The sequence below is a fragment of the Pseudarthrobacter kochi genome, assembly GCF_055412805.1.
Window position 1 is genome coordinate 1 of sequence record NZ_JBVAYV010000034.1, and the last position, 22,044, is coordinate 22,044.

Annotated in this window: 17 protein-coding genes and 3 pseudogenes; 7 read left to right on the plus strand and 13 right to left on the minus strand. The window is 66.7% G+C overall.

Features of this window, described 5'->3' with window-relative positions; all coding sequences use genetic code 11:
* Positions 1-92: 92 nt before the first annotated feature.
* The 3 genes from ACZY0Y_RS15035 to ACZY0Y_RS15045 form a co-directional block, all read right to left on the minus strand.
* A complete protein-coding gene (locus ACZY0Y_RS15035; RefSeq protein WP_463958862.1) occupies positions 93-947 on the minus strand; it encodes a LuxR C-terminal-related transcriptional regulator in 855 nt (284 codons plus the stop codon).
* A 79-nt stretch (positions 948-1,026) separates the two neighbouring features.
* Positions 1,027-1,533, minus strand: a complete 507-nt coding sequence (locus tag ACZY0Y_RS15040; protein WP_463882177.1) for a MarR family winged helix-turn-helix transcriptional regulator — start codon at positions 1,531-1,533, stop codon at positions 1,027-1,029.
* Between the two features lie 36 nt (positions 1,534-1,569).
* Positions 1,570-3,318, minus strand: a complete 1,749-nt coding sequence (locus tag ACZY0Y_RS15045) for an AMP-binding protein (protein ID WP_463882179.1) — start codon at positions 3,316-3,318, stop codon at positions 1,570-1,572.
* 264 nt (positions 3,319-3,582) lie between these two features.
* Here ACZY0Y_RS15045 and ACZY0Y_RS15050 point away from each other — a divergent pair, with 264 nt between their 5' ends.
* Positions 3,583-4,716 carry an acyl-CoA dehydrogenase family protein gene (locus ACZY0Y_RS15050; protein ID WP_463958899.1) on the plus strand — a complete coding sequence of 378 codons (1,134 nt, stop codon included), beginning with the start codon at positions 3,583-3,585 and terminating at the stop codon, positions 4,714-4,716.
* Positions 4,717-4,743: 27 nt separating this feature from the next.
* On the opposite strand, the gene ACZY0Y_RS15055 is transcribed toward ACZY0Y_RS15050, so the two are convergent.
* The 3 genes from ACZY0Y_RS15055 to ACZY0Y_RS15065 are packed head-to-tail and all read right to left on the minus strand — an operon-like array spanning position 4,744 to position 8,127.
* Entirely contained in the window at positions 4,744-5,418 is a 675-nt protein-coding gene (locus tag ACZY0Y_RS15055; RefSeq protein ID WP_463958863.1) for a response regulator, read from the minus strand.
* Positions 5,415-5,843, minus strand: coding sequence for a sensor histidine kinase (locus ACZY0Y_RS15060; RefSeq protein ID WP_463958900.1), 429 nt, complete (start codon positions 5,841-5,843; stop codon positions 5,415-5,417). Before ACZY0Y_RS15060 ends, ACZY0Y_RS15055 begins: the two co-directional genes overlap by 4 nt.
* Complete coding sequence (locus ACZY0Y_RS15065; protein WP_463958865.1) at positions 5,743-8,127, minus strand: sensor histidine kinase; 2,385 nt, start codon at positions 8,125-8,127, stop codon at positions 5,743-5,745. Before ACZY0Y_RS15065 ends, ACZY0Y_RS15060 begins: the two co-directional genes overlap by 101 nt.
* 171 nt (positions 8,128-8,298) lie before the next feature.
* Here ACZY0Y_RS15065 and ACZY0Y_RS15070 point away from each other — a divergent pair.
* Positions 8,299-10,096, plus strand: a pseudogene (locus ACZY0Y_RS15070) (APC family permease).
* 111 nt (positions 10,097-10,207) lie between these two features.
* Here ACZY0Y_RS15070 and ACZY0Y_RS15075 read toward each other — a convergent pair.
* Complete coding sequence (locus ACZY0Y_RS15075) at positions 10,208-10,411, minus strand: cold-shock protein (protein WP_013599688.1); 204 nt, start codon at positions 10,409-10,411, stop codon at positions 10,208-10,210.
* Positions 10,412-10,569: 158 nt separating this feature from the next.
* Here ACZY0Y_RS15075 and ACZY0Y_RS15080 point away from each other — a divergent pair, with 158 nt between their 5' ends.
* Positions 10,570-11,313 carry a glycosyltransferase family 2 protein gene (locus ACZY0Y_RS15080; protein WP_463958867.1) on the plus strand — a complete coding sequence of 248 codons (744 nt, stop codon included), beginning with the start codon at positions 10,570-10,572 and terminating at the stop codon, positions 11,311-11,313.
* On the opposite strand, the gene ACZY0Y_RS15085 is transcribed toward ACZY0Y_RS15080, so the two are convergent.
* The 6 genes and pseudogenes from ACZY0Y_RS15085 to ACZY0Y_RS15110 form a co-directional block, all read right to left on the minus strand.
* Positions 11,310-12,248 carry an alpha/beta fold hydrolase gene (locus ACZY0Y_RS15085; RefSeq protein WP_463958868.1) on the minus strand — a complete coding sequence of 313 codons (939 nt, stop codon included), beginning with the start codon at positions 12,246-12,248 and terminating at the stop codon, positions 11,310-11,312. The genes ACZY0Y_RS15080 and ACZY0Y_RS15085 overlap by 4 nt on opposite strands.
* Before the next feature lie 59 nt (positions 12,249-12,307).
* Positions 12,308-13,411 (minus strand): alpha/beta hydrolase, encoded by a 1,104-nt coding sequence (locus ACZY0Y_RS15090; RefSeq protein WP_463958869.1) that lies wholly within the window; start codon positions 13,409-13,411, stop codon positions 12,308-12,310.
* Between the two features lie 65 nt (positions 13,412-13,476).
* Positions 13,477-13,902 (minus strand): annotated as a pseudogene (locus tag ACZY0Y_RS15095) (PEP-utilizing enzyme); the annotation flags it as partial.
* Positions 13,815-14,602: pseudogene (locus ACZY0Y_RS15100) on the minus strand (PEP/pyruvate-binding domain-containing protein). The pseudogenes ACZY0Y_RS15095 and ACZY0Y_RS15100, both read right to left, overlap by 88 nt.
* A 26-nt stretch (positions 14,603-14,628) precedes the next feature.
* On the minus strand, positions 14,629-14,985 hold the full coding sequence (locus ACZY0Y_RS15105; protein ID WP_463958871.1) for a hypothetical protein: 357 nt from the start codon (positions 14,983-14,985) through the stop codon (positions 14,629-14,631).
* 93 nt (positions 14,986-15,078) lie between these two features.
* On the minus strand, positions 15,079-16,134 hold the full coding sequence (locus tag ACZY0Y_RS15110; protein ID WP_463958872.1) for a zinc-dependent alcohol dehydrogenase family protein: 1,056 nt from the start codon (positions 16,132-16,134) through the stop codon (positions 15,079-15,081).
* 193 nt (positions 16,135-16,327) lie between these two features.
* Here ACZY0Y_RS15110 and ACZY0Y_RS15115 point away from each other — a divergent pair, with 193 nt between their 5' ends.
* From ACZY0Y_RS15115 to ACZY0Y_RS15130, 4 genes are all read left to right on the plus strand, one after another.
* Positions 16,328-17,185 (plus strand): 3-hydroxyacyl-CoA dehydrogenase family protein, encoded by an 858-nt coding sequence (locus ACZY0Y_RS15115; RefSeq protein WP_463958874.1) that lies wholly within the window; start codon positions 16,328-16,330, stop codon positions 17,183-17,185.
* 269 nt (positions 17,186-17,454) lie between these two features.
* Positions 17,455-19,383, plus strand: a complete 1,929-nt coding sequence (locus tag ACZY0Y_RS15120; protein ID WP_463958876.1) for a hydantoinase/oxoprolinase family protein — start codon at positions 17,455-17,457, stop codon at positions 19,381-19,383.
* A gap of 49 nt (positions 19,384-19,432) precedes the next feature.
* A complete protein-coding gene (locus ACZY0Y_RS15125; protein ID WP_463958878.1) occupies positions 19,433-19,873 on the plus strand; it encodes an acetone carboxylase subunit gamma in 441 nt (146 codons plus the stop codon).
* 27 nt (positions 19,874-19,900) lie between these two features.
* Positions 19,901-22,027: a hydantoinase/oxoprolinase family protein gene (locus ACZY0Y_RS15130; RefSeq protein ID WP_463958880.1), complete on the plus strand. Its 2,127-nt coding sequence runs from the start codon at positions 19,901-19,903 to the stop codon at positions 22,025-22,027.
* Positions 22,028-22,044: the final 17 nt, after the last annotated feature.

The window sequence follows — 22,044 nt, forward strand, 5'->3', positions numbered from 1 at the left end:
ATGGGAGGAAAGGAAGGGGGGGGGGGGAGTCGGGGGGTGGTGGCTTTTGGGGGGGGGGGGGGGGACTCCCAGAAAACCCCCCCCCCCCCGCTCTACGGGATAAGTCCCAGCCGGCGGGCCGTGCTCACGGCCTCGAGCCGGTTATGCGCGGAGAGCTTGGCCATCGCGTTCTGCAGGTAGCTCTTGACGGTCACCGCCTTCAGGCCCAGGCGCTCCGCGGTTTCCTGGTACGAACAGCCCAGCGCCACCTGCGCCAGGACATCGAGTTCGCGGCAGGCCAGCCGGGCCGTGGGGTGGACGCCGTCGGCGGGCGGCGGTGCCAGGTGGTTGCCGATGATGTCGAGCTGCCGCGCCAGGTCCGGATCGGACACCGTGCCTGCCAGCGACCGCAGCCCGGCATGGGCTTCCCGGACGTGTTCCAGCCACCTCCGGTCCAGGGCCAGGGCAGGCTCGGCCCGGGCAATGTCGATAATCGAGACCCGGCGGTCCACCTCGTCCCGGACCCGGAGTTCCGCCGCAATCTCGAGGGCCGCCTCCATGGCCTCGCCCACGGCGCTTTCCCCGAGCGGCGCGCTGTCCCTGCTGGCGATGTACAGGACCGCCCGGGACACGCCCTGGACCACCACGGGGACGGCCGCCATGGAGGTCAGCCGCTCGCGCCTGACGGCGAGGTCGTATTCATGCGTGATTCCCTCGGAAGCGATGTAGTCCTCCACCAGGAATGGCCGCCGTTGCGTGAAGACGCGGCCGCCGAGGCCCGCGCCCGGAACCACGACCACCTGGTGCAGGCTGGAGGTCGCGGTGCCCAGGAAGTCCGTCAGTTGGAGCAGTTCGCCGCTGGCCAGTCCGGCGAAGAGCACGGCCGGCCGGAACCGGCCGGAGAGCTGCCGCAGGGACGCGCGGAGCAGCTCCCGGTCGTCGGGGCGGGAATAGGCGTTCGGCTGCATGAGTCGTCTCCTGGTGCCGCGGAAGCCCGTCACCGCGTTGTGACGGGAAGTCAGTTACGTTAGGGCCCTTCGGCCGGGGTTACTCGCTGAAGTCGCCGGCGTTGCGGCGGAAGGCACCGAGGATCCGGATCAGTTGGTCGACATCCTGCTCCTCGAAGCCGGACTGGGCGAACACGTCAGAGTTCAGTGCCGCCGTCGCCCGCTTTGCCAGCGTACGCCCCTCCGGGGTGAGTTCAATCAGGGTGGTGCGCCCGTCCGTGGGATGCGGCGAGCGGAAAACCAGCCCGGCGCCCTGCAGCCGGTCGACGGCGTTCGTCACCGAGGTGGGATGGACCTGCAGCAGCGCGCTCGCTTTGTTCATGGGCAGCGCGCCGCTGCGGGCGAAGCTCAGCAGGGCGAGGAGCTCGTACCGGGCAAACGTCAGTCCGAAGGGTTTGAGGACGCCCTCGATCCGGGCCAGCAGGATCTGCTGGGTCCGCATGATGGCCGTGATGGCAGCCATCGGCGCGGCGACGTCGGACCAGCCGTGCCGCTCCCAGTTCAGCCGGGCGTCGGCAATCGGATCACGCGGCAGCGGCGTGGCCACGGCACCCCCAGCAACTTGACCTGAATCTCATAGGGTTCAGCCTAGCTTTTCGGCCGGGCTCTTCAGTCCGGGGAAGTCGGCTTCGGAGTACTCCGTGCCGAGCCCGGCCGGGACCGTCCCTCCGCCGTGCCGCAGTTCCTCGCTGTGCCGCAGCTCCACGCGCCGGATCTTGCCCGAGATGGTTTTGGGCAGCTCGGCGAATTCCAGCCGGCGGATCCGCTTGAACGGCGCCAGGTGGTCGCGGCAGTACCGCAGGATGTCCTCAGCCAGTTCCGGGCCGGGCTCGTGGCCGGCGGCGAGGACCACAAACGCCTTGGGCACCGAGAGCTTGAGCGGGTCGGGGGAGGGGACGACGGCGGCTTCCGCCACCGCGGGGTGCTCGATCAGGACACTTTCCAGCTCGAAGGGGGACAGCCGGTAATCCGAGGACTTGAAGACGTCGTCCCCGCGGCCCACGTACGTGATGATGCCACGCTCGTCCCGGCTGGCCATGTCGCCGGTGTGGTAGTAGCCGTCGCGGAACGCCTCGGCGGTCTTTTCGGGGTCGCCGTAGTAGGCCTTCATCAGTCCGACGGGGCGGGGGTCGAGGCGCAGGCAGAGCTCGCCGTCGTCGCCCTCCGCACCTGTTGCCGGGTCCACCAGGACGACGTCGTAACCGGGCAGCGGTTTGCCCATGGCGCCGATCTTGATCGGCTGGCCGGGCGTGTTGGCGATCTGCACGGTGGATTCGGTCTGGCCGAAGCCGTCGCGGATGGTCTGTCCCCAGGCGCGCTGGACCTGGTCGATCACCTCGGCGTTGAGCGGCTCGCCGGCGGACACCACCTTGGTGGGCGGGTTCTTCAGCAGGGTCAGGTCGGCCTGGATGAGCATCCGCCAGACCGTCGGCGGGGCGCAGAAGCTCGTCACCGATTCGCGGTCCATCTGCTCCATGAGCGCCTTGGCATCGAATCGCTCGTAGTTGTAGATGAACACGCAGGCCTCGGCGATCCACGGGGTGAACACGTTGGACCAGGCGTGCTTGGCCCAGCCGGGCGACGCCACATTCAGGTGCACATCGCCGGGCTCCATCCCGATCCAGAACATCGTGGACAGGTGGCCCACCGGGTAGGACGTATGCGTGTGCTCCACGAGCTTGGCCTTGGAGGTGGTGCCCGAGGTGAAGTAGAGCAACAGCGTCTCGTCAGCCAGGGTCGGCGCGTCCGGGATGAAGTCCTCCCCCGACCCGGTCGAGCCGCTGTACTGCAGGGCGGCTTTGTCCATGTCGGCGGTGCCGGCGTCGCCGCCGATTTCGATCAGCGTGTAGTCGCCCGGAACCTCGTCAAACTTCCCGATATTGGCACTCCCGACGGCGGCCCAGTTCGCGCCGCCGCGCTCCACCCGGTCCTTGAGGTCGGCCGGCCCCATCAGGGTGGTCGTGGGGATCATGACGATGCCCAGTTTGATCCCGGCGAGCATCAGTTCCCAGAGTTCCACCTGGTTGCCGAGCATGATGATCATGCGGTCACCGCGGCGTACACCCTGGCTGCGCAGCCAGTTGGCCACCTGGGCGGAGCGCCGGGACAGGTCTGCGAAGCTGCGCCGCGTGGCAGAGCCGTCCTGCTCGACAATCACCAGCGCCGGGTTGTTGGCCTTAGCCGGATCCGCCGCAATCTGGTCGAACCAGTCCAGGGCGAAGTTGAAGTGCTCAAAGCGCGGCCACTGGAATTCGCTGCGCGCCGCCTCGTAGTCCAAGCGGAGGTCGAGCATACGGTCGCGGGCTGCGCGGAATTCCTCTGTGACGGTCATGGTGCACCTTTCGAAGTCTGGTGGCGCAGCCGTTTAAGCCCGGCGCCGTTGCCCGGTGATCACCAGTTCCCTAGTGATCACCATCACTAGGCAATATACTAGGACATCCAAGGGTTTGGAAGAGCCGGCTCGGTTCATGAACGGATCACTACGAAGGGAAACATGCCCGTGCAGCCACAAGGACGTGCCAGCGGACAGCGGACCACTGAGGATGAAACAGCGCTGGAAGACGTGGCAGCGCCGCCCTTCCCGGACGCCGATCTGATGTACATCGTGGATCTGCTGTCCCCGGAAGAACAGTCCCGCTACCAGGAAATCCTTGACTTCCTCCAGTCCCGGATCCGTGCGGCCTCCATCGACTACTGGAACCGTGAGGAGTTCCCCTTCGGCCTGCTCGCCGAGCTTGGAAAATACGGCCTCGGCGGCCTGCAGACGGACGGGACATCCAAGCTTTTCAAGGGCCTGATGTATGTCGAGGTGGCCCGCGCCGACGTGTCCCTCTCGGCCCTCGTGGGAATCCACAACGAGCTGATCGTCGGCATTATCGACCAGCTCGGCTCCGAGGCGCAGAAGGCACGCTGGCTGCCGGGGCTCACCGCCTTCACGCAGATCGGCGCCTTCGCCCTGACCGAGCCGGACCACGGCTCGGACATTGCCGGCGGGCTGGCCACCACCGCGCGGCTGGAGGGCGGCGAGTGGGTCATCAACGGCGCCAAACGCTGGATCGGCGCCGGCACCATTGCCGACTTTGCCGTGGTCTGGGCGCGGGACGTCGCGGACCAGCAGATCAAGGGCTTCATCGTGGAGACGGACCGCCCCGGCTACACGGCCACGAAGATCGCGAACAAGATCGGGCTGCGGATCATGCAGAACGCGGACATCGTGCTCGACGAGGTCCGCATTCCGGAGTCCAACCTGCTCCCCGGGGCCACGGACTTTTCCAAGGCCAACGAACTGCTGCGCGATTCGCGTGCCTGGGTGGGCTGGCAGGCCGCCGGCATCCAGCTGGCGGCGTTCGACGTCGCGCGTTCCTACTCGCTGGAGCGCAAGCAGTTCGGCAAGGAGCTGGCACGCTTCCAGCTGGTCCAGCAGCAGCTGGCCGAGATCCTGGGAAACGCTTCGGCGTCGCTGTCACTGATGGCGCAGCTGGCCAGGATCCAGGAAGACGGCAAGCTTGAGATGGTCCAGGCCGCGATGGCCAAGTCCACCACCACCCGGCTGGCACGAGCGTCGGTGGCGATGGGCCGCTCGCTGCTGGGCGGCAACGGGATCAGCAGCGATTACGAGATGGGCAAGCTCTTTGGCGACGCCGAAATCCTGTACACGTACGAGGGCAGCTACGAAATCAACTCGCTGATTGTGGCCAGGGCTGTGACCGGGAAGTCCGCGTTCGTTTAGGCGGGCCGGGCCGGGTGGGGGGACCGGTCAGGGCACGAACCGGTAGCCGATGCCCGCCTCGGTGATCAGGTGCCGCGGGGTGGCTGCGTCCGGTTCCAGCTTGCGCCGGAGCTGGGCCATATACACGCGGAGGTAGTTGGTTTCCTTGGCATAGGCCGGCCCCCACACCTCGGACAGGAGCTGCTGCTGGGTGACGAGTTTTTCCGGACTGCGGACCAGCACCTCCAGCATTTTCCATTCGGTCGGGGTGAGCCGGACATCCTGGCCCTCGCGGAGAACACGGCGTTTGCCCAGATCCACGGTGAACGCCTCGGTAGTGACGACCACCGGCTGCTCCGTGTCCGCGCTGCGGCGCAGCAGGGCACGCAGGCGGGCCAGGAGCTCCTCGAGCCCGAACGGCTTGGTGATGTAGTCGTCGGCGCCGGCGTCGAGCGCCTCCACCTTGTCCTCGGAACCGTGGCGGGCGGACAGCACCAGCACCGGCACCGTGCTCCAGCCGCGGAGCTGCCGGAGCACGGCCGAGCCGTCCATGTCAGGCAGCCCCAGGTCCAGGATCACCAGGGCAGGCGGGTGCTGCTGGGCAGCGAGGAGCGCCGAGCGCCCGTCCGCAGCGGTGGCGACGTCGTAGCCGTGGGCCTGAAGCGTGATCCGCAGGGCCCGGAGCAGGTAGGTGTCGTCATCGACTACCAGTACGGAGGTCATACCGGGTCCGTCCCCGACGAGAGGATCGGCGGGGCGTGGTGGCGGCCGATGACTGCTGATTGCGGCTCCAGCGGGGCCTGATCGGGTTCTGCCTGGAACGGGATGCCAGCGGACAACGGGAGGCTGATCACCATGGTCAGGCCGCCGCCGGGCGTCGTTTCGGCGGTCAGCGTGCCGCCCATCGCCTCCGTGAAGCCCTTGGCCACGGCGAGGCCTAGTCCCACACCAGTTGCCTGCGTCGCATCGTCGAGGCGCTGGAAGGGACGGAACATGTCCACGACCCGCTCCGCCGGTATGCCCGTTCCGTGGTCGATGATGCGCAGTTCACCGGCAGGGCGGCCGCCCAAACCCGCCGGGCTCAAGCCGCCGGAGGAACCGGTCAGGACAATATCGGATGCCGGTGCGTACTTGACGGCATTCTCCACGATGTTCGCAATGACCCGCTCGAGCATGCCCTCGTCCGCCTCGACCTCGGGCATGTTGGCGGGGAGTTCGACGCGCACCCGGTCCGGGGCGATCCCGTGCAGTCCGCCGGGAATGACGTCGTACCAGCGCACGGGCCGCAACAGCGGCCTGATCGAGTCCGACGTGATCCGGGACATGTCCAGCAGGTTCCCCACCAGCACCTCCAGCCGGTCCGAACAGTCCTCGATGGTCGCCAGCAACTCCTGCTCCTCCTCGCGGGTGTACCGGACGCCGTCCTGCCGGAGTCCCCCCCACCGCGAGCTTGATTCCGGCCAGCGGAGTCCGGAGGTCGTGTGAGACGGCGCGGAGGATCGAGGTCCGCATCGTGTTGCCTTCAGCGAGTTTCAGGACTTCCGAGCGGCTGGCCAGCAGTTGCTGGCGTTCCAGCTGCGCCACCACATGGACGCCGAAGGCGCCGAGCAGCCGCCGGTCGGTGGCCGGCAGTACCCGGCCCGACAGGACCAGGCAGGTGGTGGCATCGATCCGTTCCACGTTGTCACCCTCGATGCCTGCCGTGCCGGGGCTGTCACCATCGGCGGAGCTGAAGGCCGGAACGTCGCCCGCGCTGGCGATCAGCCGCCAGTTCGGGCGGGAGCCCTCGCCGGAGCGGTCAGCCACCCCGCTGCCGGCGCGCAGCCCGTCGTCGTCAGCGCAGCTCAGGAGGGCGGCGCCCCGGACCTGGAACACGTCGAGGGCCTGCTCCAGCAAACCCGCAACCGTGTCCTGCGCCCCGGCAGCCCCGCGCGTGAGGTCCGCGAGAGTGGCTGCTTCCGCCTTGGCGAGGGCCGCTTCCTTGGAACGCCGCGCAGACACGTCCACAACGGTGGCCACTGCGGCGGACACCCCGACGAACACCAGCAGGGCGAGCACGTTTTGCGAATCGCTGATAGTCAGGTTGCCGACCGGCGGGGTGGAGAAGTAGTTGACCAGCAGGCTGCTCCAAAGCGCAGCCAGGATTGCCGGCCACAGGCCGCCGACCAGTGCCACGGCGACGGAGCCGGTGAGCTGGACCAGGACGGTTGCGGCCAGGTTCTCGTCCGGGTTCACCGCCAGCAGGATCTGAAGCAGGACGGGAAGGAGGATTGCCATCACGAATCCTGTCGTGACGCGGGCGCGGCCCAGGTTCCGGCGCCGGGGCACTCCCGTGGCTTCGCCTGCGGGCGGCCGGGACACGAGGTGGACGTCGATGGCTCCGGCGTCCCGGATGACCCTGGCGCCGGTGCGTCCGCCACGCAGGCCAGCCAGCAGCCGGGCCAGGCTGCCGCGGCGTGAGATACCCAGGACGATCTGGGTGGCGTTGACGCTGCGGGCAAAGTCCAGCAGGGCGGCGGCCGGATCCTCCCCGGTGACAACGGAGTAACTCCCGCCAAGGTCCTGGACCAGGCGGCGCTGCGCCTCCAGTTCCTGCGGCGATTCCGCGGCGACAGTTTCCGCTGCGCGGACGTGCACCGCCAGCAGATCGCCGCCGCTGACCCGGTTGAGGATGCGGGCGCCCCGGCGGATCAGGATCCCACCCTCGGGGCCGCCGGGCAGCCCGACCACGATCCTCTCGCGGGCCGGCCAGCTGGCGTCGATTCCCTTCGCCGTCCGATACCGTGCCAGGCCCTCGTCCACCCGGTCGGCCAACCACAGCAGGGCCAGCTCACGCAGCGCCGCCAGGTTGCCCGGACGGTAGAAGTTCGACAGAGCCGCATCGACCCTGTCGGAAGCGACGATTCTGCCATCCGCGAGGCGCTGGCGCAGGAGTTCCGGGGAGATATCCACCAGCTGGATCTCAGCGGCCCGCCGGACGATCTCATCAGGAACCGTCTCCGCCGGCCGGTCCTCGGTGATGGCGCTGACGACGTCGCTGAGCGATGCGAGATTCTGGATATCCAGGGTGGACAGGACGTTGATGCCGACGTCCAGCAGTTCGTCGATGTCCTGCCACCGGTAGGTGTTCCGGCTGTCCTGGGGATTGGTGTGGGCAAACTCATCCACGATGGCCGTGGCCGGCCGGCGGTGCATGACCGCGTCCATGTCCAGCTCTTCGAGCTGAAGCCCCAGGTACGGGACCCGCCTGGCCGGGATGAGCTCGAGCCCGGCCAGCAGGGCCCGCGTATCGCGGCGGCCGCGGTCACGGGCAAACGCGACGGCGACGTCTTCGCCGGCTTCCCGCAGCCGGTGCCCCTCGCGGAGCATCGCGTAGGTCTTGCCGACACCAGGTGCTGACCCCAGGAAAATGCGCAGCGTTCCACGTGCCATGGAGTCATTCTTGCAGTTCAGGTCCAATCCAGCAGGGCAGGGCAGGGCTGTGTCAAGGATTCGTCAAGATCCCTGTCCCGGCTGGGGCGCTGCCGCCGGCCACTGCTAGTTTCGCAACTGGGGGCGGCGCGTGCCCCGGATGATAAAACCGCGCCGTGAGGGAAGGAAGACATGACGACGCTGAGCAGGCCGCCGGCAGACCCGTCGGCGCCGAGGCCACGACCCAAAACGACAGTGCGGAACTGGCTGCTTTTCGGACTGCAGGACAGCAAAGGAAGCCACCAGGGCCCGGGCGGCGTGCCCACGGCCCACGAGAAAAAGCACTCCTGGTGGCAGGTCATGTGTTTGACCGGCGTCGACTACTTCTCCACCCTGGGATACCAGCCGGCGATCGCCGCGCTCGCCGCGGGCGTGATCTCGCCGCTCGCGACCCTGGTGCTTGTCCTCATCACTTTGCTGGGCGCGTTGCCCGTCTACCGGCGAGTGGCGGGCGAAAGCCACCGGGGCGAGGGCTCCATTGCGATGCTCGAGCGGCTGATGCCGCGCTGGGGCGGAAAACTGTTCGTCCTGGTCCTGCTGGGTTTCGCCGCCACGGACTTCATGATCACCATGACACTGTCGGCGGCGGACGCCACGGCGCACCTGATCCAGAACCCGATGGCCCCCGGTTGGCTTCAAGGCCAGAACGTGCCGGTCACCCTCTTCCTCCTGGCCATGCTGGGTGCTGTTTTCCTCCGCGGCTTCAAGGAGGCCATCGGTGTCGCCGTCGTCCTGGTCGCCGTGTACCTGGGCCTGAACCTGGTGGTTTTGACCGTTTCGGTCTTTGAGGTCTTCACCCACCCTGTTGCCGTGGACAACTGGTGGCAGGCGATCTCCACATCGCACGGGAACCCGCTGCTGGCGGTCGGCTTTGCCTTGCTCGTTTTCCCCAAGCTCGCCCTCGGTCTGTCCGGGTTCGAGACGGGAGTGGCCGTCATGCCGCAGATCCGGGGACACGTGAGCGACACCGAGGACAACCCCGCCGGACGCATCCAGGGCGCCCGGAAGCTGCTGACGACGGCGGCTGTCATCATGAGCAGCTTCCTGATCGTCAGCAGCTTCACCACGGTGGTGCTCATCCCGGAGCAGGAATTCCAGCCCGGCGGCCAGGCCAACGGACGCGCCCTGGCGTTCCTTGCCCACGAATACCTGGGCGTGGGCTTCGGCACCGTCTATGACATCAGCACCATCGCGATCCTCTGGTTCGCCGGAGCCTCCGCCATGGCGGGGCTGCTGAACCTGGTACCCCGCTACCTGCCCCGTTACGGCATGGCTCCCGGCTGGGCCCGGGCCGTCCGGCCGCTGGTGCTGGTGTTCATGCTGGTTGGGTTCCTGATCACCTGGCTGTTCGACGCCGACGTCGACGCCCGCGTCGGTCTTCATCCTGGGGATCATTGTGATCTCGCTGTTGTCGCGGGTCGGGCGGTCCTTTGAGTTGCACGCCACGCGCGTCCATCTGGACCGTGCGGCGCTGGAATTCATGTCCGACGAACTGGACGGTCCCATCCGGATCATCGCCCATGAGCCGCTCCGGCTGACCCCGGAGGCTTACCGGCAGAAACTCGACTCCGCAATCGAGGTCAGCCACCTGCCGCTGGACTACCGCGCTCTCTTCCTCGAAGTGGTCGTGGACGATTCCTCCGACTTCGAGACGGAGTTGGCGGTCCGCGGCATCACCCGGCACGGGTACCGGATCCTGGAAGTCCACGGACCCGTGGTTCCGAACACGATCGCCTCGGTCCTGCTCCACATCCGCGACGTGACCGGCCTGATGCCGCACATTTACTTCCGCTGGACCGAAGGCAACCCGGTCACCAATCTGCTGCGGTTCCTCGCGTTCGGTGAGGGCGAGATCGCTCCCGTGACCCGCGAAGTGCTGCGGGAAGCGGAAACCGATGTGACCAGGCGGCCCTGGGTCCACGTCGGTTGACGTCACCCCGCCGCAACGACAAACGCCCCTCCCGAGGAAACCTCGAGGGGGGCGTTTGTGGTCTTGGGGAAAGCATGGCGGCCGGCTGGCCGGTGCTGCTATCCGGAGTATTTAGAGCGGGCGGATGTTCTCAGCCTGCGGGCCCTTCGGGCCCTGGGTGACGTCGAACTCGACCTTCTGGTTCTCGTCCAGTGAGCGGTAGCCGCTGCTGGCGATTGCCGAGTAGTGGGCGAAAACGTCGGCTGACCCGTCATCCGGGGCAATGAAGCCAAAACCCTTTTCGGCGTTGAACCATTTAACTGTGCCTGTAGCCATGCCATATCCTTCTGAAATGCTGCTGATCTCCGGCGGCCCGGAGGCCAACGGCTGCGGAGACATTCGTCCGCTGTTGCCCAACCTACGGGTCCGGAGGCCATGGTGCAAGAGGCCAACGGGGGCATTTCCCCGCATGCCGGGACTATAGTCGGGGCAATATGACAACAATCTCGGTGGTGATCCCCACCCGTAACGACGCTGAGATGCTCGCCGTGTGCCTGGCCGCACTCGCCCGGCAGACCCGTCCGGCCGACGAAATCGTCGTCGTGGACAACGCCAGCACGGATAACACCGCAGAGATTTGTGCCGCCGCGGGCGCCCGGCGGATCGCCGTCGAACTCCCGGGGATCGCCGCCTCCACGGCGTACGGCTTCGACGAAGCCCGCTTCGAGTTGATTGCCCGGCTGGACACGGACTCGATCCCGCCCGATGACTGGCTCGAGCGGGTTGAAGCGATCCTGCAGGAGACCGGCCCGCTATCCGCCGTTTCCGGTCCGGGGGATTTCTATGGCGAAAACCGCTTCGCCCGCTGGGTGGGCCGGAGCGTCTACATCGCCGGATATTTCTGGGCCATCGGCTGGCTGCTGGGGCATCCGCCGTTGTTTGGTTCGAACTTCGCCATGTGGTCGGACGTCTGGGACCGCATCCGCGGCTCCGTCCACCGCGGCTTCCCGCTCGTCCACGATGATTTGGACATTTCCTACCAGATCCCGCCGGAAGTCACGGTGATCGGCGACCTCTCGCTGCAGGTGCAGGTCTCCGCACGGCCGCTGGCAAGCTGGCACGCCGTCGGGCGACGGCTGTCGATGGCGTGGACCACCTTTGGTGTCGAGTTCAGGCAGGAGCCCCCGTTCCGGCGGCGCCGGCGGCGGCGGCAATGGGAACGGGACCATCCGCGTTAGGCGGACCCGTAGAGCGCGATCAGATCGCGGCTCATTTGGTACGGCGAAGTCTCACTCGGGCTGTGCCCGCCGCGGTAGACCGCGATGCGCGCGCCGATCGACTGTGCGAAACGGCGGTGCAGCGCCAGCGGCCAGAGGTCATGTTCGCCGACGGCGACAAACTTCGGGAGGGACGCCGCGGCCAGTGCGGCCCTGAGATCGGGCGCGTGCTGCATCAGCCCGAAGATGTCTCGCACGGAGCTCCGGCGGGTGAAGCGGAACCTGTGTTTCACGAACCGTATCCGGTTGGGCGGGACGTGCACGACGTTGATGCGGATACCCCAGATCATCAGTGCGGCGCCGACCCGCGGACTGGCCCGGACGCTGAAGCGGCCGATGCGCTGGACCCCGCGGAAGCACTGCCCCGGCTCCGGCGGGCAGCTGAGCAGGGTGAGGCTCCGGAACTTGTCCGGACGCCGCGTGAAGGCAAGCTGGGCGACGATCGCGGCGAAGGAATACCCGACGATGTGCGCGGCACCTTCTTCGGCGTCGAGCATGGCGATCAGGTCATTGGTGAAGAGGTCGTAGTCGTAGTGGGCGCGGGGAGGCGAGAGGTTTTCGGGACCCGCCGCGGCGGAGTCATATTGGCCGGCAATGTCGTAGCTCAGGACAAAAAACCCTGCCGCGGCCAGTTCGGGCAGCATCAGGACAAAGTCTTCCTTCGAACCCGTGGCACCGGGGACCAGGAGCACCCGCGGGTTTCCGGGTGTGCCCATGGAGAGGGTGGCGAGGGGGCCGCTGGGGGCGTCGAACGTGCCCCGCACAGCGCCGTCGGGCACAGCGGCCCAATCCACGTCGCCCAGGGCGGCATCCCGGCGGGCGGCTTCGTCAATCAGCGCCGACCCGAACCCCTCGGGTTCCGGATCGTTCTGTGCGTTGCTGTCGGCAGACACCATGGACTAAACATAGCCCCGCGCGCGTGCGGCCGGGGCCGGTCCGGCCGGAGTTGCGGCGCTCAGGCTACCTTGCGCACGAAGGCATGGAGCCGGCGGTACACTTCCTGGGATTCCGGGTAGCGGAAGTTTTGCTGCCAGGTGTGTTCGGTATTGGCGCTGTCCCAGCCGTAGATGAGGCTGTCCACGGGGACGGAATGTTCGCGCAGCCGGGCAATGAAGTTCATGTTGGCGGCGTAGAAGAAGTCCCGTTCCGAGGTGGTGACAAAGACCGGCGGGAAACGGGAATCCAGCCATTCGATGGGGGAGAGGAAACCTGCGCCCTTGCGGAGGGCCTCCAGCCGGCTGGGCCCGGAGCCGGCGTTCCTTCCTCCGGAGCGGAAGCTGGGCAGCAGCATGCGGATGAAGTTCAGGCTCAGCACGAAACCCTTGTCGAAGAAGACGGAGAAGTCCACCACACTGCAGTGCTGGACCAGGCCCTTGAAATCGGACGCAGGCACGGCCGGGGTCAGGCCGTGGTGCCGTGCCAGTTCCGGCCGGAAACTGGCTGCGGTCAGGAGGGCTGCGATCTGGCCGCCGGCGGAGTCGCCGCCGAGTACGATCCGCGATCCGTCGCCGCCATAGCCGGCGATGTTCCGCCGGACCCAGGTGAGTGCGGCGTTGGCGTCCGCCAGGACGTGGGCCATATGGAAACGCGGGGCCTTGCGGTAGTTCACGTTGACCACCACCATGCCGCCCTGGGCCTGGCTCGCGCAGTACTTGGTCAGTGAGGCCTTGTCCCCGGACGTCCAGCCGCCGCCGTGGAAGTACACGTAGACGGGCAGCGGCCCCGGACCGGAACCGGTTGCCGCGGAACCCGCCGCAGCGGGGCCTGCCGCTGTGGTGCCCGCGGGCATACGGGGGGTGATGACGTCGAGGCGGTGTGCCTGGATGCCGTCGCCGACGAAATCGATGTCGTGGAAATAATCGACGCCGGTAATCGGGTCGACGTTGAAGCGGGAGTTCTCGCTGGCCTTCACCGAGTGCATCAGCACCCGCCAGGTCCACACCGGAACCCTCCGCAGTACGTTCCGTGCCTTGCGGGCCAGGGCGAAAGTGCCGCCGGACTTTTTCGGCCGTTGCACGGACGACTCATGGTGCGTTGGCTGGTAGGCCGGTGTGGTCATGGTCCAATTCTATCTGGCACAACTGTGCTACACCTGTGAGGCCAGCCTGCCCTGCGTCGCCGCTGTCACGGCTCCACCTTGATGGTGCCGGCGGCGCCGTCGACGGTCACCGTCTGGCCGGTCCGCAGCCGCGTGGTGGCGTCCGGAACGCCCACGACGGCCGGGATGCCATACTCACGCGCCACCACGGCCCCGTGGGAGATGACCCCGCCCATTTCCATGACGAGTGCGCCGGCCGTCAGGAACAGCGGGGTCCAGTCGGGGTCCGTCGACGGGGCCACGAGGATGTCGCCGGGTTCCAGATGGGCGCCGACCGGGTCCAGGATCACCCTGACCCGACCGGTGGCGGTGCCCGCCGACGCCGGTGTCCCGGTCACGGCACCGGACGCCGGCGACTTCGCCATCATGGCAGCCTCGACGTCGGTGCCGTCGGACAGCAGCAGCCGGGGGATACGCCGTCGTCGCAGTTCAACGTCGTACAGCCGGCGCCGGCCGCGGCGTCCTCGGGCGCGGGTTCGGGCAACGGATACAGCGTGGTGATCGGGCGCGACTGGGTGAGCCAGACCTTGCCGCCGGCGTCGATCGCCCATTCGATGTCCTGCGGCGCCCCGAAAAGACGCTGGACACCGTCGCCCGGCGCCGTGAGCTCCTGCAGCTGGCGGACGCTGTCTCCAGCACGAACTGGTCCGGGTTGACGGCTCCCGAGACCACGGCCTGCCCCGAGCCCGGGCTCGCGTTGATGACCGTCTCCGTCCGGGTGCCGGTGACGGGGTTTGCGGTGAACAGCACCCCTGCCGTGGCGGCGTCGACCATGGCCTGGATGACGACGGCGAGCCGGACGTCGCGGTTGCTGATCCCGTTGGCGGACCGGTACGCCACCGCCCGGTCGCCCTGGTCCGCCCGGCAACCGTGCCCAGGGCCGCGGCGTCCACGCCGGCCGCTGGCAGCCCTGTCGCTGGCAGCCCTGTCGCGGAGCTGATCGCGTCGAGTTCGGCAGCGAGGGCGCCAAGTCCGGGCGGTGCCGCCAGTTCGTAGGCGACGGTGGTCAGGCAGAACCCGCGCGGCACCGGCAACCCGGCCGCGACGAGCGTGCCGAGGTTGAGGGCCTTGCCCCCACGAGCCGCAGGGGAACCGCGCCTGTCCCGCCGAGGTCCAGCACGAGCGGGTCCACGGTCTGCGGGGACGGTTCATCAGCTGCAGAGTCCATGGCCAGTGCCCTACGGAAGGTCCGCTGGAGCACCGGTGTCCTCCCACATCACGTCCAGGTTGCGGAACACCGGCGGCCCGTCGCAGAGGGCCGCCATCCGTGCGGCGAAGTCGGAGGTCTCGGGCCGGGCGGAGTTCTCCATCGCCGAGTCGTAGGACTCGAACTCGACAATGGTGAGATAGGTACCGGGGCGGTCGCGGTCCGCGGTGGCCAGGATCCGGCGGAAGGTGGGCGCTGTGCTTCCCTCCGTCCGGGACGGCCGGCCCCGGGCCTCAATTTCCTCGATGCGGGAGGTCTGGAATTCAATGATCTGCACGAACCTGGCCATGACGGCTCCTCGACGGCGGCGGATGCTGATGCGCTTCACGCTAGACCCAGCGCCTTAGCAGGACAAGAGCCGGAACAAGAGCCAGTACATGAGACCCGGCAATTTCCCTGCCCGCCGCCGTCGGGCGTGCCGTCAGGGGGTCAGCAGGACCTTGATGGCACGCCGTTCGTCCATGGCGCGGTAGGCCTCCGCGGCTTCCTCCAGCGGCATCACAACGTCGAAAACCCGGCCCGGATTGATGGTGCCGTCGAGGACGTCCGCCAGCAGCTCCGGGATGTAGGTCCGGGCCGGGGCCATGCCGCCGCCGATGGAAATGTTCGTGTCGAAGAGGTAGCGCAGCGGGACCTCGCTGCCGCCGGTGGGGACGCCGACAAAGCCCAGCGCGCCGCCCGGGCGTGTGCTGTGCAGCGCCTGGTCCATGGATTCCTTGGTCCCGACGCACTCCAGCACGGAATCGGCCAGTACCCCGCCGAGGAGCTCGCGGACTTTGGCGACGCCGTCGTCCCCGCGCTCTTCCACGATGTCGGTGGCGCCGAATTCCCGGGCGATCGCCTGCCGGTCGGCGTGGCGGGACATTGCGATGATCCGTTCCGCCCCGAGCCGTTTGGCGGCCAGCACCCCGCAGAGTCCGACGGCGCCGTCGCCCACCACCACGACGGTCCGGCCCGGGCCGGCCTTCGCGGCGAGGGCCGCGTGGTGGCCGGTGGCCATCACATCGGACAGTGTGAGCAGGCTCTTCCGGAGGGCATCGTCGGGCTCGGTGATTCCGGGAACCTTGACCAGGGTGGAGTCGGCCAGCGGGACGCGGACCGCCTGGCTCTGGCCGCCGTCGATCGCGTGACCGGTGTCGTCCTTGCCGCCCCAGCCGGCGAGATGGTCACAGGCCACGGTGACACCGTTGAGGCACTGGGGGCAGGCCCCGCAGCTGATCACAAACGGTGCGATCACGAGGTCGCCGACGACGAGGCTGGTAATCCCGGAGCCGACGCTCTCCACGGTACCGATGAACTCGTGCCCGATCGCGGTGGGCCGGCGGGTTGGCCGCACGCCCCGGTAGGGCCACAGGTCGGAGCCGCAGACACAGGACGCGGTGACTTTCACTACGGCGTCGGTGGGAAGCTGGACGGTGGGGTAGTCACGGTCTTCGACCCGGATGTCACCGGGGGCGTGGATGATGGTGGCGCGCATGAAGGCTCCTCGCATGGGGGTGGGCAGGCTTGGACCGAGTTTAGTCCTCCCGGCCGGTCCTTGTGCTTGCCGCCGTCCCTGCCCTTGTATAGATCGCAAAGTACTGATCGCAAAGTGCTGATCGCAAAGGGCGCCAGCACATACGCATCAGCCTGGCCGCTGCATCGTCGGCAGCCTCCCGCAAGGAACTGACATGGCCTACACGCTCCCCGCCAACATCACGGACCGGCCCATGGCCGTCATCGGCGGCGGAACCCTGGGCCGGCGCATCGCCTTGATGCTTTCGCTCCAAGGTGCTGAGGTGCGTGTCCACGACACAGACCTTGCCGTGGCCACCGCCGCGATCGAATACATCGCCACGCAGCGCCATCGCGCCGTGGAGGAGCTTGGCGGCAGCCCGGCGGTCCGGCTCGCGGCGAGGGACAATCTCGCCGAGGCGCTCCGGGATTCGTGGCTGGTGGTCGAGGCGGTCCTTGAGAAGCTTGGCCTGAAGCAGGCGATCTTTGAGGACCTTGACCAGTTGGCCGCCCCGGACGCCGTCCTCGCCAGCAATTCCTCGTCATTTTCTTCCTCCGAGTTCATCGGCGGAGTCAGCAGCCCGGAGCGGGTCCTGAACATGCACTTCTACATGCCGCCGGACGTGCGATCGGTCGAGCTGATGTCCAGCGGCCACACCGATCCGCGGATCATCGAGCTGCTCATGGCCGAACTGCCCAAGTACGCGCTGGTCCCGCACCGGGTGCGCAAGCAGAGTACCGGCTTCATCCTCAACAGGATCTGGGCGGCCATCAAGCGCGAACCGCTCCTGGTCGTGGCCGAGGGCGTCGCGGAGCCGCAGGACGTGGACGCCCTGTTCGCCGACCTCTTCAAATCCGAAACCACTCCATTCCGGTTCATGGACAAGGTGGGCCTGGATGTGGTCCTGGACATCGAGAACCACTACTGCGAGCTGGCCGGGATTGAGAACAAATCGGCTCCCATGCTGGAGGAATACATCGCGAGGGGCTGGCTGGGAGTCAAGACCGGCCGCGGCTTCTACAACTACGCCTGACCCCAACACCACCCCAACGCGGGGTCAGATACGGCCCATTCCGACGCCCGGCATGGGCCGTATCTGACCCCGCGTTGCTTTATGCCCCAGGTCCGCCACCCACCCGGGTAGTCGCCCCGGCCCCGAATAGTCCACCCGGTCAGGTGGTTGCGGGCCACTCCGGCTGCTGAGCCACACTGAGATCAGTCCTCAATGTGGCTTGGATCACAGTCGCAAGTTGAGGAATTCGCCGCTGGTGTCACCGCGCCTCAACATACAAAGGAGTATCAATGGAACGGCTCATTAACATCGACAACGGTGGGACGCTGACCGATATCTGCGTCTGGGACGGTGAGAATTTTTCGTTCACGAAGACTCTCACGACGCCCTTTGACCTCTCCCAGTGTCTCTTCGACGGCATGGCCAAAGCTTCCAAGGAAATCTTCGGCGAAGAGGATCTCCCCGGGCTTCTGCACTCAACCCGTCACATTCGGTACTCCACCACCCAGGGAACAAATGCCCTCGTGGAGCGCAAGGGTCCCCGGATTGGCATCCTCACAGACAGCCCCACGCTGGCCGGCGAGCTCCGTAAGGGCGGGGCGGCAGCTGAGCTGTTTGAAGACCTCGTCGGGACGCGGGTGGCAGTCATCCACGCCGAACAGGACGTGGAAGAGCTCGCCCAGGAAATTGTGAAGCACGTCAACCGGCTGACGACCGACGGCGCCGCGCGGCTGGTCATCGCCATGGCCGACCGCAACAAGGAGAAGGCCGTCAAAGGCGTTCTGCTCCGGAAGTTCCCCCGGCACCTGCTGGGCTCGGTACCCATGTTGTTCTCCTGGGAGTTCACGCCCGACACCGTCCAGGCCCGCCGGGTGTGGTCCGGAATCATCAACTCCTTCCTGCATCCCACCATGGAGCGGTTCCTCTACAGCACCGAGCACCGGCTGCGGGACCATAAGGTCAAGAACCCGCTCCTCATCTACCGCAACGACGGTGCCTCGTCACGGGTGGCCAAGTCCGTCGCGTTGAAGACCTACTCTTCCGGTCCGCGCGGCGGGCTGGAAGGAACCAAGGCCCTCTCGGAGGCGTATGGACTCGCGCACGTTCTGATGATCGACGTCGGCGGCACCACCACCGACGTCGGCTCGGTCAAGAACTCGACCATCTCGACGGACCGCAGGGGCGCCATCCAGGGAGTCCCGGTGTCATTCGAGATGAGCAACGTCCATTCCAGCGGCGTGGGGGGCAGTTCCATCATTGCCCTTCGCCACGGCGTCATTACCGTCGGCCCCGAGAGCGTCGGAGCTGCACCGGGTCCAGCTTGTTTTGGTTTTGGGGGCAAGCAGGCCACTATCACGGACGTAAATCTGCTGCTCGGCGTCCTCGATCCGGACACCTACCTCGATGGAGGTTTCAGTCTTGACGCGGAACGCTCCCGCGCAGTCATCACCGAAGTCATCGCAGAACCTTTGGGGATCACCCTGAATGACGCCCTGATCCGGATGGAGGCCGCCTACTTCGAACGTATGTCGCAGTCCTTTGCCCCCGACGTCGAGGCTGCGGACGCCACAACAGTTGCTGCGTTCGGAGGTGCCGGACCGATGAGTGCCTGTGGTGCCGCTCGGATCGCCGGCGTCCGCCGTGTCCTGGTGCCCAAGATGGCCGCGGTCTTCTCCGCCTTCGGAATCGGCTTTTCCGACATTGCGCAGACCTATGAGGCGAATGTCGCGGGAATGGACGCGGAAAACTTCGGCGAAACCCAGACGATGCTGCTGGCCCGGGCGACCCGGGACATGTTCCAGGAGGGCCACGAAATTGACGAATGCCGGCTCGAATGGAACGTGGTGCTCGAAGACGCCGAAGGCCAGCTGGTGTCCGAGGTGCCGTATTTGGCTTCCGATCCGCAGCCCGGCGCCAGCGGACACAACACCATGCTGACCCTGACCGCCCGGTACGAACTGCCGCACGCATCCATCAGGCGGGCCGAAGCAGTGGCGAAGACGCCCGCCGTCGCCGCCTCCACCCGAAAGGTCCGCTCCGCCGTGGACAAGGTGGACGAAGTTCAGGTCTTCGAGCTGGACGGCCAGACGGCCGGGGCTTCGGCGCCGGGCCCCGCAATCGTCGAAGGCCCCTACTTCACGGCCCGTGTGCCGCATGGCTGGGTCTTCGACGTGACGGTCTCCGGTGACCTCATGCTCACAGACACCCTCCAGAAGTGACCCCAAACTACCAGCAAGAAAACAGGTGAGACACGCTATGCGAATTCCAATGACGGAATATCTGATCATCGATCTCGACACCGAGCGGTGGAACTGCAAGGTCTGTAACCAGGACCTCGGCGAGGCCAGAGGCAACTACAAGGAGGGGACACTGGTCTACGACCGGGACCCCACTGAAATCCACCAGTCGATCCTGGACCCGGAGAAGTACGAATTCACGTTCGCTCCGGACCCCACATTCTGCAGGATTCTCGAGTTCTACTGCCCGGGTTGCGGAACGCAGCTGGAAACAGAGTATGTACCGCCGGGACACCCGCCCACGGTGGACATGCTGTGGGACATCGACTCGCTCCGCGAAACATGGATCAAGCGGGGCACCAAGCCTGAGACCGTCATCAACTACGGACCCGGCGAAGAAGCGGTCGCAGATTTCACCCCGGTCCTCGGCTCATACAACACCCACAACCATTCCCCCCATTCGTTCAGCTAGTACTTGGAATAAAGGAGACCACTGGTCATGAAACGAATCTCCGTCGACATCGGCGGCACATTTACCGACTGTTTTTTTGCCTGGGAAGACCAGTACGTTGAAGCAAAGGCGCTCACAACGCACCACAACCTGGCCCAGGGCTTTAATGAAGCACTCGACCTCGCCTGCTCACGCGCCGGCCTGGACCGGGACCTCGTCCTGAAGGAAGTCGACTCCGTCCGCTATGCCACCACCCTTGGCACCAACGCCCTGATCGAAGGCAAAGGCCCACGTGTGGGGGCGCTGGTCACCCATGGCTTCGAGGACACCATCCCGCTCTCCCGCGGCCGTGGCTACGGCGAAGGACTGGACCCTTCCAAGCAGCAGAACATGCCCGATGCCACCCGCCCGGACCCGCTTGTGCCCCGCGCCCTGATCCGGTCGGTGAAGGAGCGGATCAACTCGGCCGGCAAGGTGGTCGTTTCGCTGATGGAAGACGATGTCCGCACCCAGGTGCGCGAACTCGTGGACGCCGGAGCGGAAGCGATCGTGGTCTCCCTGGTCAACTCGACCGAGAACCCGGTCCATGAGCAGCAGATCCTGGAGATCATCCTGGACGAGTACCCGGCCCACGAGCTCGGTGCCATCCCCGTCCTGCTGGGAAGCCAGGTGTCGGGCCGAAAAGGCGAGTACGTCCGTGCGACGTCGACCATCGTGGACGCGTTCCTGCACGAGATCATGTTCCACGCGCTGGGGCAGCTGTCCAACAACCTGCGTACGTCCGGTTACGACAAGCCCATGCTGGTGATCCACAACTCGGGCGGTATGGCGCAGTCCAACTCGACGGATGCCCTGCAGACCATCCACTCCGGCCCCATCGCCGGCGTCGGCGCTGCCCAGCACCTGGCTGACAGCACCGGCTTGGGAAATGTGATCTCGACGGATATGGGCGGTACGTCCTTCGACATCGGACTGGTCCCGGAAGGCGGCGTCAAGCACTACGACTTCCAGCCGACCATCGGCCGCTGGCTGGTATCGGTTCCCATGATCCACCTGCTGACGCTGGGCGCGGGAGGCGGTTCGATTGCCAGCTATGACCGCATCCACCACGCCGTTCAGATCGGGCCGGAATCAGCAGGCTCGGATCCGGGCCCCGCCTGTTACGACCGCGGCGGCCTCCGCCCCACAGTCACGGACGCCGACCTGGTCCTGGGGTACCTGGATCCGGACAACTACGCCAACGGCTACATCAAGCTGAACAAAAAGCGCTCCGCCTACGCCATCGACGAGGTTCTCGCTGACGACCTGAACATGGACACCATCCAGGTCGCCAAGATCATCAAGAATGCGGTCGACGAGCAGATGGCGATCGGAATGGCAAAGGAGCTGCGGGTCCGGGGATACCTTCCGGAAGACTTCACCATGCTGGCCTATGGCGGCAACGGACCCCTGCACGCCTGCGGCATTGCCGATCACGCCGGCATCCGCAGGATCCTCGCCCCGCCGTTTTCCTCGGTCTTCTCGGCCTGTGGCGCCGGCAACATGAAACCCCTCCACATCCATGAGCGTGGCTCCCACGTGGTGCTTTACAACCCCACAGACCGCAGCCTTTACCAAAGCTACGACGAGCTGAACAACGTCATCCAGGAGCTGGAAGCCAAGGGCAAGGAAGACCTGATCCGCCAGGGCTACGCCGCCGCCGACATCCGCTACAGCCTCGAAATGGACATGCGCTACGGCAACCAGCTGGTGACCACGGCCGTCGTTTTCGACATCAACCGTGTGAACGGCGTCGCCGACGTGCTGCACCTGATCCGGACGTTCTCGGACATCTATGGCAAGCGCTACGGCGCCGGCAGCCAGGCCCCCGAGGCCGGCATCCGGGCCCAGACCGTGCGGGTGTCGTCCTATGTGGACGGGGATGTGGTCAAGTTTGATTCGATCGACACCGGACATGACAGGACCATGCCCAGCCCGGTCGGAACCCGGCAGGTCCACTTCGTGAAGATCGACGGAGCCGTCGACACCCCGGTGTACGACGCCGAGGCCCTCCACCACCAGCACGTTATCCACGGCCCGGCCATCGTCACCACGGAAAACACCACGTATCTGGTTGAACCCGGATGGCGCCTGGAACCGACCTCCCAGGGAGCCGTGTGGTTCCTCAAAGACTGATCCCGTGCCGCACGGAT